Source organism: Sorangium sp. So ce385 (assembly GCF_051474135.1).
Lineage (GTDB): Bacteria > Myxococcota_A > Polyangia > Polyangiales > Polyangiaceae > Sorangium > Sorangium cellulosum_D.
The window spans coordinates 6,377,482-6,392,885 of record NZ_CP150337.1; the positions used below are offsets into that span (position 1 = coordinate 6,377,482).

The 15,404-nt window shown below is 75.2% G+C and carries 9 protein-coding genes and 1 riboswitch; of the genes, 3 read left to right on the forward strand and 6 right to left on the reverse strand.

Going from position 1 to position 15,404, the window contains the following annotated elements:
- Positions 1–2: 2 nt before the first annotated feature.
- From WME83_RS23285 to WME83_RS23295, 3 genes are all read right to left on the reverse strand, one after another.
- Positions 3–5,636 (reverse strand): tetratricopeptide repeat protein, encoded by a 5,634-nt coding sequence (locus WME83_RS23285; RefSeq protein WP_437321477.1) that lies wholly within the window; start codon positions 5,634–5,636, stop codon positions 3–5.
- A gap of 296 nt (positions 5,637–5,932) precedes the next feature.
- The gene (locus WME83_RS23290; RefSeq protein ID WP_437321478.1) at positions 5,933–6,526 is read right to left on the reverse strand and encodes a Uma2 family endonuclease; all 594 of its coding nucleotides are present in this window, start codon (positions 6,524–6,526) and stop codon (positions 5,933–5,935) included.
- A 101-nt stretch (positions 6,527–6,627) separates the two neighbouring features.
- A complete protein-coding gene (locus WME83_RS23295; RefSeq protein WP_437321479.1) occupies positions 6,628–7,050 on the reverse strand; it encodes a hypothetical protein in 423 nt (140 codons plus the stop codon).
- Positions 7,051–7,273: 223 nt separating this feature from the next.
- Here WME83_RS23295 and WME83_RS23300 point away from each other — a divergent pair, with 223 nt between their 5' ends.
- Complete coding sequence (locus WME83_RS23300; RefSeq protein ID WP_437321480.1) at positions 7,274–7,762, forward strand: type II toxin-antitoxin system RatA family toxin; 489 nt, start codon at positions 7,274–7,276, stop codon at positions 7,760–7,762.
- 142 nt (positions 7,763–7,904) lie between these two features.
- Here WME83_RS23300 and traA read toward each other — a convergent pair whose 3' ends face one another.
- Together traA and WME83_RS23310 are read right to left on the reverse strand one after the other, a co-directional pair.
- Positions 7,905–9,191 carry an outer membrane exchange protein TraA family protein gene (gene traA, locus WME83_RS23305; RefSeq protein ID WP_437321481.1) on the reverse strand — a complete coding sequence of 429 codons (1,287 nt, stop codon included), beginning with the start codon at positions 9,189–9,191 and terminating at the stop codon, positions 7,905–7,907.
- A 217-nt stretch (positions 9,192–9,408) separates the two neighbouring features.
- The gene (locus WME83_RS23310; RefSeq protein WP_437321482.1) at positions 9,409–12,462 is read right to left on the reverse strand and encodes a helix-turn-helix domain-containing protein; all 3,054 of its coding nucleotides are present in this window, start codon (positions 12,460–12,462) and stop codon (positions 9,409–9,411) included.
- Positions 12,463–12,584: 122 nt separating this feature from the next.
- Here WME83_RS23310 and WME83_RS23315 point away from each other — a divergent pair, with 122 nt between their 5' ends.
- A complete protein-coding gene (locus WME83_RS23315; RefSeq protein ID WP_437321483.1) occupies positions 12,585–13,160 on the forward strand; it encodes a 2OG-Fe(II) oxygenase in 576 nt (191 codons plus the stop codon).
- A 76-nt stretch (positions 13,161–13,236) separates the two neighbouring features.
- Here WME83_RS23315 and WME83_RS23320 read toward each other — a convergent pair whose 3' ends face one another.
- Positions 13,237–14,097, reverse strand: a complete 861-nt coding sequence (locus WME83_RS23320) for an NAD-dependent protein deacetylase (protein WP_437321484.1) — start codon at positions 14,095–14,097, stop codon at positions 13,237–13,239.
- Between the two features lie 191 nt (positions 14,098–14,288).
- Here WME83_RS23320 and WME83_RS23325 point away from each other — a divergent pair, with 191 nt between their 5' ends.
- Positions 14,289–14,900: a cytochrome c-type biogenesis protein gene (locus tag WME83_RS23325; RefSeq protein WP_437321485.1), complete on the forward strand. Its 612-nt coding sequence runs from the start codon at positions 14,289–14,291 to the stop codon at positions 14,898–14,900.
- 85 nt (positions 14,901–14,985) lie between these two features.
- Positions 14,986–15,193: riboswitch (cobalamin riboswitch) on the forward strand.
- Positions 15,194–15,404 lie beyond the last annotated feature (211 nt).

The window sequence follows — 15,404 nt, forward strand, 5'->3', positions numbered from 1 at the left end:
CGTTAGCCTGGCTGGTCCGGCATCAAAGCGCGGAACTGCTGCAGGATGGGGTGGCTCGGGACCTGCTCGGCGAGGACATGAAGGGCATGTCGGAGGAGATCGCCGGCCTCATCCTGTTGACCGAGACGGAAGAGCACCCTGGAGAGCGCCACCTCGGTCTCGGCCGAGTGGTACTGGTCGAGCGAAGCGAAGCACTTCTTCTTGATGGCCAGGACGCGGCGATAGTGCCCCGCTGCCTGATCGAGCTCTCCCTCCGCCTCCAGCAGGACGCCCAGCGCGAGCAGCGACGTTGCCACGTCGGGGTGCTCCTCCGTGCCGTGCACCTTGGCCTGGATCGCCAGCGAGCGCTCCGCCGCCTCTCGCGCTCCCGCGAGGTCGCCCTGCGCCATCCGCACGCCGCCCAGCGCGAGCAGCGACGCGGCCACGGAGGGGTGCTCCTCCGTGCCGCGCACCCTGGCATGGATCGCCAGCGAGCGCTCCAGCGCCTCTCGCGCTCCCGCAAGGTCGCCCTGCGCCATCCGCACGCCGCCCAGCTCGTGCAGCGACGCTGCCACGTCGAGGTGCTCCTCCGTGCCGTGCACCTTGGCCAAGATGTCGCGCGAGCGCTCCAGCGCCTTGCGCGCTCCCGCAAGGTCGCCCTGCGCCCTCAGCACGCCGCCCAGCACGTGCATCGACGCTGCCACCTCGGGGTGCTCGTCCGTGCCGTGCACCTTGGCCTGGATCGCCAGCGAGCGCTCCAGCGCCTCTCGCGCTCCCGCAAGGTCGCCCTGCGCCCTCAGCACGCCGCCCAACTCGTGCAGCGACGCGGCCACGAAGGGGTGCTCCTCCGTGCCGTGCACCTTGGCCTCGATCGCCAGCGAGCGCTCCAGCGCCTTTCGCGCTCCCGCAAGGTCGCCCTGCGCCCTCAGCACGCCGCCCAGCTCGTGCAGCGACGCGGCCATGGAGGGGTGCTCCTCCATGCCGTGCACCTTGGCCTCGATCGCCAGCGAGCGCTCCAGCGCCTCTCGCGCTCCCGCAAGGTCGCCCTGCGCCATCCGCACGCCGCCCAGCTCGTGCAGCGACGCGGCCACGGAGGGGTGCTCCTCCGTACCGTGCACCTTGGCATGGATCGCCAGCGAGCGCTCCAGCGCCTTTCGCGCTCCCGCAAGGTCGCCCTGCGCCATCCGCACGCCGCCCAGCGCGTGCAGCGACGCGGCCACGGAGGGGTGCTCCTCCGTGCCGTGCACCTTGGCCAAGATGTCGCGCGAGCGCTCCAGCGCCTTTCGCGCTCCCGCAAGGTCGCCCTGCGCCATCCGCACGCCGCCCAGCGCGTGCAGCGACGCGGCCACGGAGGGGTGCTCCTCCGTGCCGTGCACCTTGGCCAAGATGTCGCGCGAGCGCTCCAGCGCCTTTCGCGCTCCCGCAAGGTCGCCCTGCGCCCTCAGCACGCGGCCCAGCTCGTGCAGCGACGCTGCCACCTCCGGGTGCTCCTCCGTGCCGTGCACTTTGGCATGAAGCGCCAGCGAGCGCTCCAGCGCCTTTCGCGCTCCCGCAAGGTCGCCCTGCGCCATCAGCACGCCGCCCAGCGCGTGCAGCGACACGGCCACGTCGGGGTGCTCCTCCGTGCCGTGCACCTTGGCCAAGATGTCGCGCGAGCGCTCCAGCACCTTTCGCGCTCCCGCGAGGTCGCCCTGCGCCATCCGCACGCCGCCCAGCTCGTGCAGCGACGCGGCCACGGAGGGGTGCTCCTCCGTGCCGTGCACCTGGGCCTGGATCGCCAGCGAGCGCTCCAGCGCCTTTCGCGCTCCCGCGAGGTCGCCCTGCGCCATCCGCACGCCGCCCAGCGCGTGCAGCGACGCGGCCACGGAGGGGTGCTCCTCCGTGCCGTGCACCTTGGCCTTGATTGCCAGCGAGCGCTCCAGCGCCTTTCGCGCTCCCGCAAAGTCGCCCTGCGCCCTCAGCACGCCGCCCAGCGCGTGCAGCGACGTTGCCACGGAGGGGTGCTCCTCCGTGCCGTGCACCTTGGCATGGATCGCCAGCGAGCGCTCCAGCGCCTTTCGCGCTCCCGCGAGGTCGCCCTGCGCCATCCGCACGCCGCCCAGCTCGTGCAGCGACGCGGCCACGGAGGGGTGCTCCTCCGTGCCGTGCACCTTGGCCAAGATGTCGCGCGAGCGCTCCAGCGCCTTTCGCGCTCCCGCAAAGTCGCCCTGCGCCATCAGCACGCCGCCCAGCGCGTGCAGCGACGCGGCCACGTCGAGGTGCTCCTCCGTGCCGTGCACCTTGGCCTGGATCGCCAGCGAGCGCTCCAGCGCCTTTCGCGCTCCCGCAAAGTCGCCCTGCGCCATCAGCACGCCGCCCAGCGCGTGCAGCGACGTTGCCACGGAGGGGTGCTCCTCCGTGCCGTGCACCTTGGCCTGGATCGCCAGCGAGCGCTCCAGCGCCTTTCGCGCTCCCGCAAGGTCGCCCTGCGCCTCCAGCAGGCCGCCCAGCTCGTGCAGCGACGTTGCCACGTCGGGGTGCTCCTCCGTGCCGTGCACCTTGGCCAAGATGTCGCGCGAGCGCTCCAGCGCCTTTCGCGCTCCCCCGAGGTCGCCCTGCGCCCTCATCACGCCGCCTAGCGCGTGCAGCGACCCTGCCACGTCGGGGTGCTCCTCCGTGCCGTGCACCTTGGCATGGAGCGCCAGCGAGCGCTCCAGCGCCTCTCGCGCTCCCGCAAGGTCGCCCTGCGCCCTCAGCACGCCGCCCAGCGCGTGCAGCGACGCGGCCACGTCGGGGTGCTCCTCCGTGCCGTGCACCTTGGCATCGATCGCCAGCGAGCGCTCCAGCGCCTTTCGCGCTCTCGCAAGATCGCCCTGCGCCATCAACACGTCACCCAGCGCGTGCAGCGGCGCTGCCACGGAGGGGTGCTCCTCCGTGCCGTGCACCTTGGCCAAGATGTCGCGCGAGCGCTCCAGCGCCTTCCGCGCTCCCGCAAAGTCGCCCTGCGCCCTCAGCACGCCGCCCAGCGCGTGCAGCGACGCGGCCACGTCGGGGTGCTCCTCCGTGCCGTGCGCACCGACGAGGAGCGCATGGCCCCGCCGGATGCGCTCCCCGGCGCGGGCCGGAGACAGCCCCGCCTTGAACTCGGCGTAGCCGAGCCACCGATGCCCGAACGGCGATTCCGGCAGCGCCTCCACATGGCGCTCGGCCAGCCGCACGTTGTGGCGGTAGAGACCCGCACGGTGGAACGCTGCGTCGATGCGGCCCGCGAGGCGCTCCGCGCGCGCCACATGCCCGCCCCGCAGCGCATGCTCCCACGCCGCCTCGGTACGTTCGAGCCACACCGCGCCGCTCGCCGCCTTGTTGGCCAGCGCCTCCCAGGCCTCGGCCGCTGCCTCATGCCACCGCGCGGCCTCACCCGCCTCGAACCGCGGCTCCACGAGCGGGCTCACCCGGTACGCGCGCGCGCCGTCGAGCTCACCCACCTCCAGCAGCCCCCAGCTCGCCAGCACGTCCAGGTCCCGGTCGAGGTCGACCTCGAGCCCCTCGGCCAGCGCCGCGAAGGCTTCCCTGGGCACCGCGTCCTCGAAGACGCGCGCCCGCTTCACGAACTCGAGCGCCGGCTCACCGAAGGCCGCGCGGGCCTGCTCGTAGGCCATGTGGCGCAAGAACAGCCCCGCCAGCTTGGCGTGCTCCTCCTCGCTCGCCTCGTCGCCCGGCGCCCAGACCGGCAGCGCCGCCGACGCGCTGGCCGCAGCGGCGGCGAGCTCCTCGTCCGGCTTGCCCGCGAGCAGCGCGCGCGCCCACGCGAGGACACGCGCATTGCGCCCCAGCCGCTCGGCGAGGTCGTGCCAGCTCCTGAGCGACACGCTCGCGAGCTCGTTCGACGCCTGCCCCCGCATCCAGAGCTTTCGCACGGCCGCGCCGTCGAGCGCGCCGAGCGGCACGAAGGCGAGCGCCCGGTCGTTCGCCCCCGGGACCCGGAACGCGGCCGTCGACGTGATCAAGAGCTTCGGCTTGCCGGTCGCGCAGGTGGGCAGGAGCGCCTCGAGCAGCGCGGCCGCCTCGGGCTTCACGAGCCAGGGGCCGCCCGTGCTTCGCTCGAGGTTCTGCTCGAAGTCGTCGAGCACGATGACCACGCGCCGCCTGCGCCAGCGCTCCATCAGGCGCCGCACGCGCTGGAGCACGATCTCCTCGGCGCGCGCGAGCATGTCCTCGGCGGCCCGGTCTGCTCCGCCGGCTCGAACGGCCTGCTCGAACGCCTCGAGCACGGCGCGCTCGTCGACGGCGCCGTGCAGGACCACCACGGCGAGCTCCGGCGCGTGCTGCTTGGCGCGCTCGATCGTCCGGCCCACCGCGCACGACTTGCCGACGCCCTTCATCCCGAAGACACACGCGCCCGCCACGTCGCGCGTCCCGCTCCTCTGCGGGTCTTGCCCGCGGAGGAGCACGCGGAGCAGCCGCTGCACCAGCCGTCGCCGGCCCACGAAGCCCGCCTTGAGCACGCGCATGTGGCTGCCCAGGAACTTGTAGATCTCGTCGCGATCGACGCGCTCGCTGAGCGGCTCGGCGCCATCGTCGACGCGGAACCCAGCCGCCGATCCGCTGACGAGGTGCAGCGTCCCCCAGGCATGCGACGGCGCGGACGCGCCGTCCTCGGCGCGGCGCATCCGCTCGCGCGCGATCTGCGCGGCCTCGACCGGCGTCTTGCCGGTGCCGATCTGCTCGTACGCAGCCGACGCGGCCAGCGTGGCGAGCTCGTCGCGGACCGGACGCGTCCAGCCGAGCACGTTGGGCACGCCGGCGGCCACGAGCTCCGCCGCGAAGCTCGCGACCGAGCCGCGGACCTCGGCGCTGTGGCAGCACGACACCATCACGAGCTCCGGCATGACCTTCGCGCGCTCCAGCACGTCGACGAGCTCCGCCGGCGAGACGAGGCGCGCGCCGCCGAACGCGTCCTCCATGACGAGCCGCGGTCCGTCGGGCATCAGCACCCCGTGGCCGCTCAGGTGCACGACGTCGAAGCGCTCGACGAGCAGGGCGGCGCGGAGATCCTCCAGCGTGCCCTCCTCGACGACGCGCATGCGGGCGCGGCGGCGCTCGGCCAAGGGCGCGATCGCGGCGAGCAGCTCCTCTTCTTCCCGCTCGAAGTCGAGCTCGGGCGGCGCGTCGTGGGGAGAGGACGCCATGAACAGGATGCGCAGGCCGCCGCCGTCCAGCGCGCGCGGCGCGGCGAGGTCCTGCGGCCCGAGCTGCAGCACGACCGTGAGCGGCGGCGCGCCGCGGCGGCGCGTCTCCGCGAAGGGCAGGAGCTCCCACCGCATCCACGTGGCGGGGTGCGCGCGCAGGGCGCCGCGGTCGTCGCTCCGCGCGCGCACGACGAGATCGAGCCGGCGGCGCTCGGCCTCCGCCCGCGCGATGCGCTGCGCGAGGGCGCGCTCGGGGCCGTCGAGCAGCTCGAAGAGGGCGTCGCTCAGCGCGGTGCGGGCACCGTCGATCGCGGCGCCCTGCCCCGCGCTCTCCGCGAGGCTCACCGCGTCGGCCAGGCGCTGGAGGCGCGCGATCTCGTCGCGGCGGATGACCTTGTTCCTGGCGCCCGGCGCCTCGGTCCAGCTCAGGATCACGTCGCCCCCCGGATCCAGCCGGAGGTCGACCATCACGGGCATCGGCGCAGCCATGTGAGGCATCGTACGTAGCGAGGCTCGGGAGGCCAGGGGCGCGGTCATGGGGGTCCTTTCGTCGGGTCCACCGGCTCATCCCGCGAGCAGGCCCGGGCGTTACAGGCGCCCGCACGTTTCGGGATCGAGCGCTGTGGGTCCTCGTTTCTGGACGCGCGCTTACCCGTGGATGGCCCCAAGCCGTTGCGGGGGCGTTCATCATCGACGTCGCCCGCAACATCGGCCCGCTGCGCAGCGATGTTCAGAGCAGGCCGCTCATCCAGCCGACCGTCGGGAGCTCATCGCGACTCCCGAACTCACCCCTCCGCCGCCGGCGCGGCCTGGGCGAGCGGATCTCGGTACACGTCGTCGACCGACAGGGTGCACCCGATCGCCTGGAGCTCCGCCCCCTCCCCAGCACGCGCCTCCCGGAGCGTCCACGAGTCATCCTCGTTGCGGTGGAACACCTCGATGCGCGGCTCGTGCTGCGAGACGAGCACGTATTCCCGGAGCGAGCGGATCCGCCGGTAGTGCGCGAACTTCTGCCCCCGGTCGTACGCCTCCGAGCTGTCGGAGAGGACCTCGATCAGGACGATCGGGTTGAGCGCGGCGTCCGTGTCCTCGGGATCGCGCTCGAGCCTGCCGCAAACGACGCTGACGTCCGGGTACGTGGAGAGCCCGGTCGCCTGCACCCGGACGCGCAGGTCCGACGAGTAGACCGCGCAGGGCCGCCCGCGGAGGTGCGCCCGGAGCTCGGCGCCGACGCTCAGGCACAGGCGCGCATGCTCGGGCGTCCCGCCGGCCATCGCGAAGATCTCGCCGTTCAGGAACTCGTGCTTCGTCGGGCTCGCCCGCTCCTGGTCGAGATACTCGGCGTACGTCCAGATGATCTTGCGCGCCGGCTCGTTCATGGTCCTGCCGAGTATGCCACGCGGGCTCCTCCAAGAGCCAACGGCGAACGGATCTGTGGGCCTCCTCCGAGGGGCAGGTCGTCGCGCCGCCCCCCGCCAGGTCACTTCGGCTGCGTGGCCCGCAGCGCCTGCTGCTCCTCCTGCTGGTTCCGGTACGCCTCGATCGCCGCGTAGCCCGCCGCCGCCGCCGACACGCGGCTCTGGGGCTGCGCGGCCGGGAGCGCGGCCGCCGGGGGCGGCGCGGCAGCGGGAGGCGGCGCGGCAGCGGGAGGCGGCGCCGTCGGAGCCGCTCCGGCCGGGGGCGCCGCCGCGGAAGGGCCGGCCGGCGCCTGCACCGGCTCGCACACGCAGCCCGCCACGGCGCGGTCCACGAGCACGAAGGCGGACATCCGCATCCCGAGCGAGTAACAGGAGCTGGCGCAGTGGGTCGGCCCGCGCTCCGCGGACTCGAGCTCGGCGGCCGTCTGATACCCCCGGTTGCAGCCGCCCAGCGCAAACGCCGCAGTAGCCAGGACAACGAGCACCAGCGCCGATCGGTGACCCATGAGCGGCGGACTACCCGGGTCCCCGCGAGACGTCAACGAGCCGGCGCGCGCCACACCGGCAGCCAATTACGGCTCGATGAGCGCGTGAATGCGCTGCTCCTCCCCGGAGGAGCCCAGACGACTCAGCGCCATCGGGCGCGCAGGAGCTGGAAGCGCAGCGCGCCCTCGCCACCGCGATCCCCGCGGCCCTATCCTCAGCGCCATGCCCACGATCCAGAGCACCGCCGAGATCGACGCCGCTCCCGACGAGCTCTTCGCGCTGTCCCAGGACTACGATCTCCGGCTCGAGTGGGACCCGTTCCTCCGCGAGATGCGCTACCGCGACGGCGCGACCGAGCCCGCCGTCGGCGTGCGGGTGTGGGTGCGGGCAAAGAACGGCCTGTCCATGGAGGCCAGGTACATCACCCTGAACCCGCCGGAGCAGGTGGCCATCACCATGGTCGACGGGCCGCGGATCTTCCGCCAGTTCTCGGGCGCGTGGCTCTTCAAGGCGCTGTCGCCGCGGCGGACCCGCGTCACTTTCCGCTACAACTTCACCGCGCGCCCGCGGGTCCTCGCCGCGGTGCTGGAGCCCGTGATGGCGGCCGTGCTGAGGCGCGACATCGAGCAGCGCCTCGCCGGGCTCAAGCAGAGCGCCGAGACGACGGACATCCTGCAGCGCCTCCCGCGGCGCGGCCCGGCGGCCGCCTGACCGCGCCGAGGCGGCGCGGCCGGAGGAGACGGAGCCGCCGGAGGGCAGCGGCGCCGCCGGAGAAAGCCGCGCGGCCGGAGGAGCCGCGCCCCTCCGGCCGCGCCGCCGGACCTCAGCGCGAGGCGCGCTCCGTGAGCGCGCTCTACCGCGAGGCCGCCCGCGCCCGGCGACGAGCGCCAGCGAGCGCGAGCCCGAGCCCCGCGAGCGCGAAGGCGAGCCCACCGCCCGACCGCCGCTCGCCGCTGACCCCGCAGCCGCCGTCATCGCCGTCCGAGCCCGCGCCGGGCGCCGCGCCCGCGCCGTCCCCGCCAGCGCCGCCCGCGCCGCCCGCGCCGGGCTCGTCCGGGGCCTCGACACAGGCGTGCGCCTCGAGGTCGCAGACCTCGCCGTCATCGCAGTCCCCGTCGCTCACGCACGCCACGCACTCCGGCGTCCCCTCCACCACGGCGCAGCGCGGCGTCTGGGCGTCGCAACGCTGGCAGGTGGGCCCGCAGAACTCGTCGAGCGAGCACGGCGCGCACAGCGCGGCGCTGTTGCAGTACGAGCCCTCGGCGCAGCCGTCGTTTCCGACTTGGTGGATGAACTCACGGCCGCACTGCGTACAGGACGCCTCGTCCTGGTCCGCGTCGCCGCCCGACAAGGCCTGATAGAGCGACGCCGGCTCGACGATGGCGAAGCCGGACTCCGCGAGGCTCATGCTGCCAGTCTCTCCGGCGCCGAGCTGAAAATCCTCGAACTCGCCGACCAACAAAGACACCTCGAGGGCCGAATGCTCGGCGATGCCGGCGTAGAGGACCTCGATCGGATACAGGCCCTCCTTGGCGAACGTGACGGTGTTCGTCATGCGCCACGCGGTGAGGCCGAGCTTGAGGGGCTGCGCCAGCACCGGATAGGCGGTCTGCTCCGCGTCGTAGAGCACCAGGGCCACGGCGTCGTCGGCGAAGAGGCCGAAGTGGACCGGCTGCTCGACGTGCTCGGGCGTCACGGCCAGATAGCCGCGCAGGCGCATGCCGAACGACACGTCGGGCTCGTTCGACGCGAAATCGCAGCCTCCCTCCGAACAGTCGGGGACCGCGTTAATGAAATCGCCGAAGCTCCACTCGTTCCCGGCGGCGTAGTTGTTCGAGAAATCGAGCGGCGCGCTCACCACGAAGCTCTCGATATCGGTCTCGGGCTGCCCCGCATCGAAGAACGCGGTCATCTTCTCGATGAAACCCTCGGTCGTGGCCGGCGAGACGTAGAAGTCGCCCTCCGGGTCGGTCGATATCCTGTGCGCGCCGCACAGGCCGGCGCCTTTCTCGGCGGGGAGCGGAGCGACCGGATCTCCGGTGATGATCACCGGCTCGGCGCTCGCGGAGCCCGATGCTCCGAGCGTAAGGGAGAGGGCGATGACGGAGGAGACGGTAAGGGAGGAAGGTCGAGGGGACATGGACGCTCCTTGCGAAGAAGGGAGTGCAGCCGGTGCAGCCGACGCAACCGGTCGCAGAAGCTGCGTGGATGCTGGTCGACACCACCTGAAGGCGGCCGCGAAATGGTACACGGGCGCCCTGGCTTCCGACCACGAAACGGGGAAGAGCACGGATCCGCGCGCCCGTTCGCCCGCGCGCGGCCGCGCTCTCGCGCGGCACGCAACGCGCGCCCTCCCCTCACCCGAGCTGCGCCAGCGCCGCCCGCGACGCCCCCGCCTCCGGGTGGCGCAGGCGCTCCCGCAGCGCCGCCGCCTCAGCCAGCAGCTCCCGCCCGCGCGCGAGCTCCCCGCCGCGCGCCGCCGCCGCGCGCGCCACGCCGCGCGCCGCCGCCGCGCGCGCCACGCCGCGCGCCGCCGCCGCGCGCGCCACGCCCGCCCAGTGCAGCGCGTCCGCCCTCGCCCACGCGTCCTCGCCCGCCCACGCCACCGCCGCGCCGGCGAGCGCCGCCGCGGACGCCGCCTCCCCCGCGCCGCGGGCCAGCGCGCACCGCGCGGCGACCACGGCGAGCCGCGCGCGGAACGGGCCGAACCCGCACGTCTCCGCCACGTGCAGCCCCTCCAGCGCCTGCCGCGCGCCCTCGTCGGGCCGCCCGGCCGCGAGCGCGAGCCGCGCCGCGAGCTCGTGGCACCGCAGCGCGACCTCCACCTCGCCCGTCGCCGAGGCCCAGCGCCGCGCCTCGACGAGGTGCGCCTCCGCCTGCGCGACGCCGCCTTCGCCTTCGCCGCCGTCCAGCAGCGCGAGGCCGAGCAGCGTGTGGCCGTGCGCCACGTGGCCCTCCCAGCCCCGCCGCCGGCACTCGGCGATGTTCCGCTCCGTGGCCTCGCGCGCCCTGCCACGGCGCCCCAGCGCGAGGTCGTGCTCCGCCTCCCAGAGCGCGCGGCGCGCCACCGGCGCGTCGCCCAGCTCCCGGACCCTCGCGAAATGCTCGCCCGCCGCGTCGACCTCGCCGAGGTCGTGCAGCACGGCGGCGAGCAGCGCCGCGATGCGCACGGCCTGGCCGCTGTCCGCGGCGCGCACGCCGCTCGTCGCGCCGCGCCGATCGACCTCCGACGCGCGCTCGAGCAGGCGGCGCGCCTCGGTCAGGCGACCCCGCAGCCGCTCCGTGTACGCCAGCGTGCGCAGGCCGGTCGCGAGCGGCGCGGGATCGGCGAGCGCCCCGGCGATCTCGTTGTGCGCCGCGTAGCAGGCGCAGGCGAACGCGAGATCGCCGAGCGCGCCCGCGTAGAGGCCCGCGTCGTACGCGAGCGACGCGCGCACGCGCGCGGGCAGCGAGGCCGGCATGCCGCGCGGGTCGTCGCCGCCGGCGAACGCGCGCAGGATGCGGGCGCCGCGGGCCATGTCGCCGAGCTGGAGCCCGAGGTGCGCGAAGCCGCCGAGGCCGAACGCGTAGATCTCGTAGGCCTCGCCCGCGCGCCCGGCGCCGAGCAGCTCGGCGACGATCGCCTCGTACGCGTCGACCGCCCGGCGCTCCCGCGGCGCCCGGCGCGGCGCCTCGTCGAGGCGCGGCGGCGGCGCGGCGCTCCCCGCGGCGTGGATGCGATCCGGCGGCACGCCGAGCAGCGACTTGAAGTGCTGCCGCACGAACGGGTGCGTCGAGGTGCAGAGCTCGCCCTGCCGCGCCGCGAACACGAGCCCCAGCCGCTCGAGCCGCGCGAGCCCGCGGGCGAGCTCCGCGGCGCCCCACCCCGCCATGGCGCCCGCGATCTCGCCGCCGGCGCGGATCAGCTGGAGCAGCGCCGCCTCGCCCGCGCCGCCCGGGAACACCGAGAGGCGCGCGAGCAGGTCCCGCTCGCCCGGGGGCAGCGCGCGCGCGTAGGCCGAAAGCACCGAGCTCAGGCGGCGGGCGAGGACGTCGTCGCGCTCGGCCTCGGCGAGGTGCGCCGCGCCCGCCGCGGAGAGCCGGGCCGCGTCGCCGCCGAGGAACGCGCCCACGTAGGAGCCGACGACGGCGACCGAGAGCGCGTGGCCGCCGGTCTGCTCGAACAGCGCGCGGAGGGCCTCGCCGTCGCCGCGGATCCCCCAGCGGCGCAGGAGCGACGCGGCGTCGCGCTCGCCGAGCGGCTCCGGCCGGATCGTCGCGAGCCCGCCGTCGGCCCAGGCGGCGAGGTCCGCGAGCTCGAAGCGCGACGTGACGAGCGCGCGCGCGCCGCCGAGCCCCGCGGCGATCGCGCAGAGCAGCCGGCGGAGGAGCGCGTCGTGGAGCTCGCCGTGCGCGCGGCCGGCGCCCCCCTCGGCCTGCACGGTCTCGAGGCCGTCGAGCACGAGCAGGTGCGGCGGGCCTTGCCCCAGCGCTTCCTTGAGGCGCGCGAGCTGCTCGCCGGGCGCCGCCGGGGCCCGCGGCGCCGCCGCGCCGGCGCCCGGCGCGAAGTACGCCGCCGCCTGGTCGAGGAACGCCTCGGTCCTGGGGTCGTCGTAGAAGCTCCAGACGAGCACCCCGCCGGGGCGCGGGGCGTCGCCGAGCCCCTGGAGGAGGCGCTCGGCGATGGAGGTCTTGCCCGCGCCGCCGACGCCGAGGAGCGCGATCACCGGGGGCGAGGGCGGCGAGGCGGCGGCCCACGCGGCGAGCCGGCCGAGGATCTCGCCGCGCCCGACGAAGTGCCGGGCCCGCTGGAGCGTGTGCGCGTGCAGGGGGCGCCACGCCGGGGCGGCGCCCTGCGGCGCGGCGGGCGCGACGGGCGGCGCCTGCGCCGCGGCGGGCGCGACGGGCGGCGCCTGCGCCGCGGCGGCGCCGGAGGGCGCCTGCGCCTCGGCGGCGCCGGAGGGCGCCTGCCCGGCCCTGGCGGGCGCCTCCACCCCGGCGGCCGCCTCCCCGGCCCTGGCGGGCGCCTCCACCCCGGCGGCCGCCTCCCCGGCCCCGGCGGGCGCCTCCCCGGCCCCGGCGGGCGCCTCCCCGGCCCCGGCGGGTGCCTCTCCCGCCCCGCTCGCCGCCGCGCCCTCGGCCGCCGGCGCTCCCCCCGCCTCGCCGACGAGCAGGTCCGCCTCCGCGAGGCCGAGCTCGGCGCCGAGCCGCTCGAGGATGCGCCGCCGGGACGGGCTCCGGACCGAGAAGCCGAGCCGCGGGTCGTTGACCGCGCCCGACTCGTAGCGGCGGTACGTCCGCACGTCGACGCCGATCGACGCGGCGACCTGCTCCTGCGTCAGGTCGAGCTCGAGCCGCGCCCGCAGCAGGAGCGCGTGGTTGAAATGGACCGCGGGCTCCGCGCCTCGGCCCGCCCTGGGGAGCTGTGCCATCGCTGCGCGCCCTCGATCATCGGCGATGCCGCGCCGTCCTGTCCACCGCGCTGCCCGGTCCTGCCCGGTCCTGCCCGGTCCCGCCCTTCCGGATCCGGTCCGCCGGGACGCATGGTCCACGCATGAGCACGATGCACACCGAACGACCCGCCCAGCGGAGCACCTATACCGACGACCTCCGCATCTTCACCGTGACGAACCTCCTGTCCCCCGAGGAGTGCGACGGCTTCATCGCGCGCGCCGAGGCGCACGGCTTCGCGCAGGCGCCGATCGGGGGCGGCAGCGTCATCAACCTCGAGGTGCGCAACAACGGCCGCGTCATGCTGGACGATCCGGCGCTCGCGGCGCGCCTCTGGGAGCGGCTCGCGCCGTGGACCCCGCCGACCTGGGGCGCCCTCCGCGCGGTCGGGCTGAACGAGCGCTTCCGCTACTACCGGTACGCCGAGGGCGAGTACTTCAACTGGCACGGTGACGGGTCGTTCCCGCGGTCGGAGATCGAGCGGAGCCTGTTCACCGCGATGGTCTACCTGAACGACGACTTCGAGGGCGGCACGACCGACTTCTGGGGCGGCCAGAGCATCGTCCCGCAGCGCGGGATGGCGCTCGTGTTCGAGCACCGGTGGCTCCACCGGGGCGCCGCCGTGACGCGGGGGCGCAAGTACGTGCTCCGCACCGACGTGATGTACCGGCGCGGCTGACGTCCGGCGCGGCGCGCCCGGCCCCGCGCCGCGCCCTCACCCCGGCCGCGGCGCGCCCCGGCCCTGCGCCGCGCCCTCACCCCGGCCGCGGCGCGCCGGCCAGCGCCTCGGCGAGGCGCGGCAGCACCTCGCCCGCCCGGCCCTCGACCTTCAGCGCGCCGAGCTCCTCGCCGCGCGCGGACCCGAGGTTGACCATCGCGACCGGGATGCCCCGCTGCGCGGCGCGCAGCACGAAGCGGTACCCCGAGAAGACCGCCAGCGAGGAGCCCACCACGAGGAGCGCCTCCGCCGCGTCGACGAGCGCGAACGCCGCGTCGACGACCGGCCGCGCCACGTTCTCGCCGAAGAAGACGACGCGCGGCTTGAGCGGCCCGTCGCAGCGCAGGCAGGGGGGCGTCTGGAAGCCGGCCACGTGCTCGGCGGGCAGGTCGGCGTCGCCGTCGGGGGCGACGTCGGCCGCGAGCCGCAGCCAGCCGGGGTTCCGCGCGAGGAGCCGCTCCTGGAGGGCGGCGCGCGGCTCCATCGCGCCGCACTCGAGGCACGCGACCTCGGCGAGCGTCCCGTGCAGCTCGATGACGCGGCGGCTGCCGGCGGCCTGGTGGAGGCCGTCGACGTTCTGCGTGATGAGGCCCTCGAGCAGCCCATCCTGCTCGAGCCGCGCGAGGGCGCGGTGCGCCGGGTTGGGCTCGGCCCGCGAGAACCGCTCCCACCCGATCACGGCGCGCGCCCAGTACCGCTGCCGGATCTCGGCCGAGCGCGAGAACTCCCGCCCCTGGATCGGGTTGCGCGCCCGGCGCCGCGTCTCGGGGCCGCGGTAGTCCGGGATGCCGGACTCGGTGCTGCACCCCGCCCCGGTCAGCGCCACGAAGCGCTTGCCGCGCAGGAGCGCGATGAGGTCGTCGACCGGATCCGCGAGGAGCGCATGGCTGAGCGGCATGGGCCCCCGTTTGTGACCCGCCGCCGGAGGCGCCGCCAGCCGCCCGCGCCGGCGTGACGCGCAGCACAGGCGACTGCGCCTCTCCGAACCCGCTCCTCGGGCCGCACACCGCGCCTGCCCGGGATGCGCCGCGACGCGCGCGACATCGTGTCGCAGAGCCCTGGCGGCCAGCGGCGCTAGCCTGTCTTGCCATGATCGATCGAGCGCACTGCAAATCGGCGAATGAGCCGGCCCGTTCGGCGCGCGGGGCACGCGAGGCGAGCTCGACATCGCGTCTCCGGCTCCTGCGGAGCTCGCGCTGGCGCCGCGCGGCGGCGCTGGCCGCCGTCATCGCGGGCGTCGCGCTCAGCGGCAGGGCCGAGCCGGCGACGCCCGGCGAGGCCGCGACCGAGCTCGTCGACGCGGCCCCCGCGCCCGGCGAAAAGGCGCTCGCGGCGCGTCTGCTCGCGCCTTGTTGCTGGAATCAGACGCTCGATGTGCACGAATCCCCGGTGGCGAGCGATCTTCGTCGCGAGATCCGCGCGCGTCTCCACCGGGGCGAGGCCGCCGACGCCATCGAGCAGGACCTCGTCGCGCGTTATGGCGACCGCCTCCGCGCGGCGCCTTCGTCCGGCGTCCTCGGCAAGGTCGCGCTGGCATTGATGCTGGGCATCGCGGTGACGTTTCTCGGGGTCTTCGCCCTGCTGCGCTCGTGGAGGCGCGGCGCCGCGCAGCCAGCCCCGCCGAGCGGCGCCGTCGCGGCGGCCGATCGCGATGAATATGACGAGCGCCTCGACGACGAGCTCCGGGCGCGCGACGCGTGAGCACACCTTCGCTGAGAGCCCGTCGTCGCTCGCCTCGCCCGGCCCCGACCACAATATCTCGCTTGACCTGCGCATCGCACCGCAATATGTAGTGCCACGTGTTGGTGCCCTTGGCTTCGGCCCGGGGCTCAAAAGGGAACCCGGTGTGAATCCGGGGCTGCCCCGCAGCGGTAAGCGAGAACGATCTCCACGACGAGCACTGGCCTCCTGGCTGGGAAGCGGTGGACCGTAGGAAGCCGGCGAGAGCCGGAGCGCTCGCGAGCCCGAAGACCTGCCAACATCCTGCGTCGGGGAGACATCCCGCGCCGGTTTGACCTGGAAGCCTCGAGGGAGGCGGGGAGGTCCGAGCTGGCGCCGACTCTCGCGCTCGTTTCGGTTCCGACCCCCTCCCGCGTTGTCTTCCTTTCGCCCGCGGGGGCGAGCGGTCGGTCCGAGGGCTCTCCAGGAGGGCCCGGCGCATCCGTGCGCATCGGCTGGCTTCTTCGCTCTCGCGATCTCGACGCG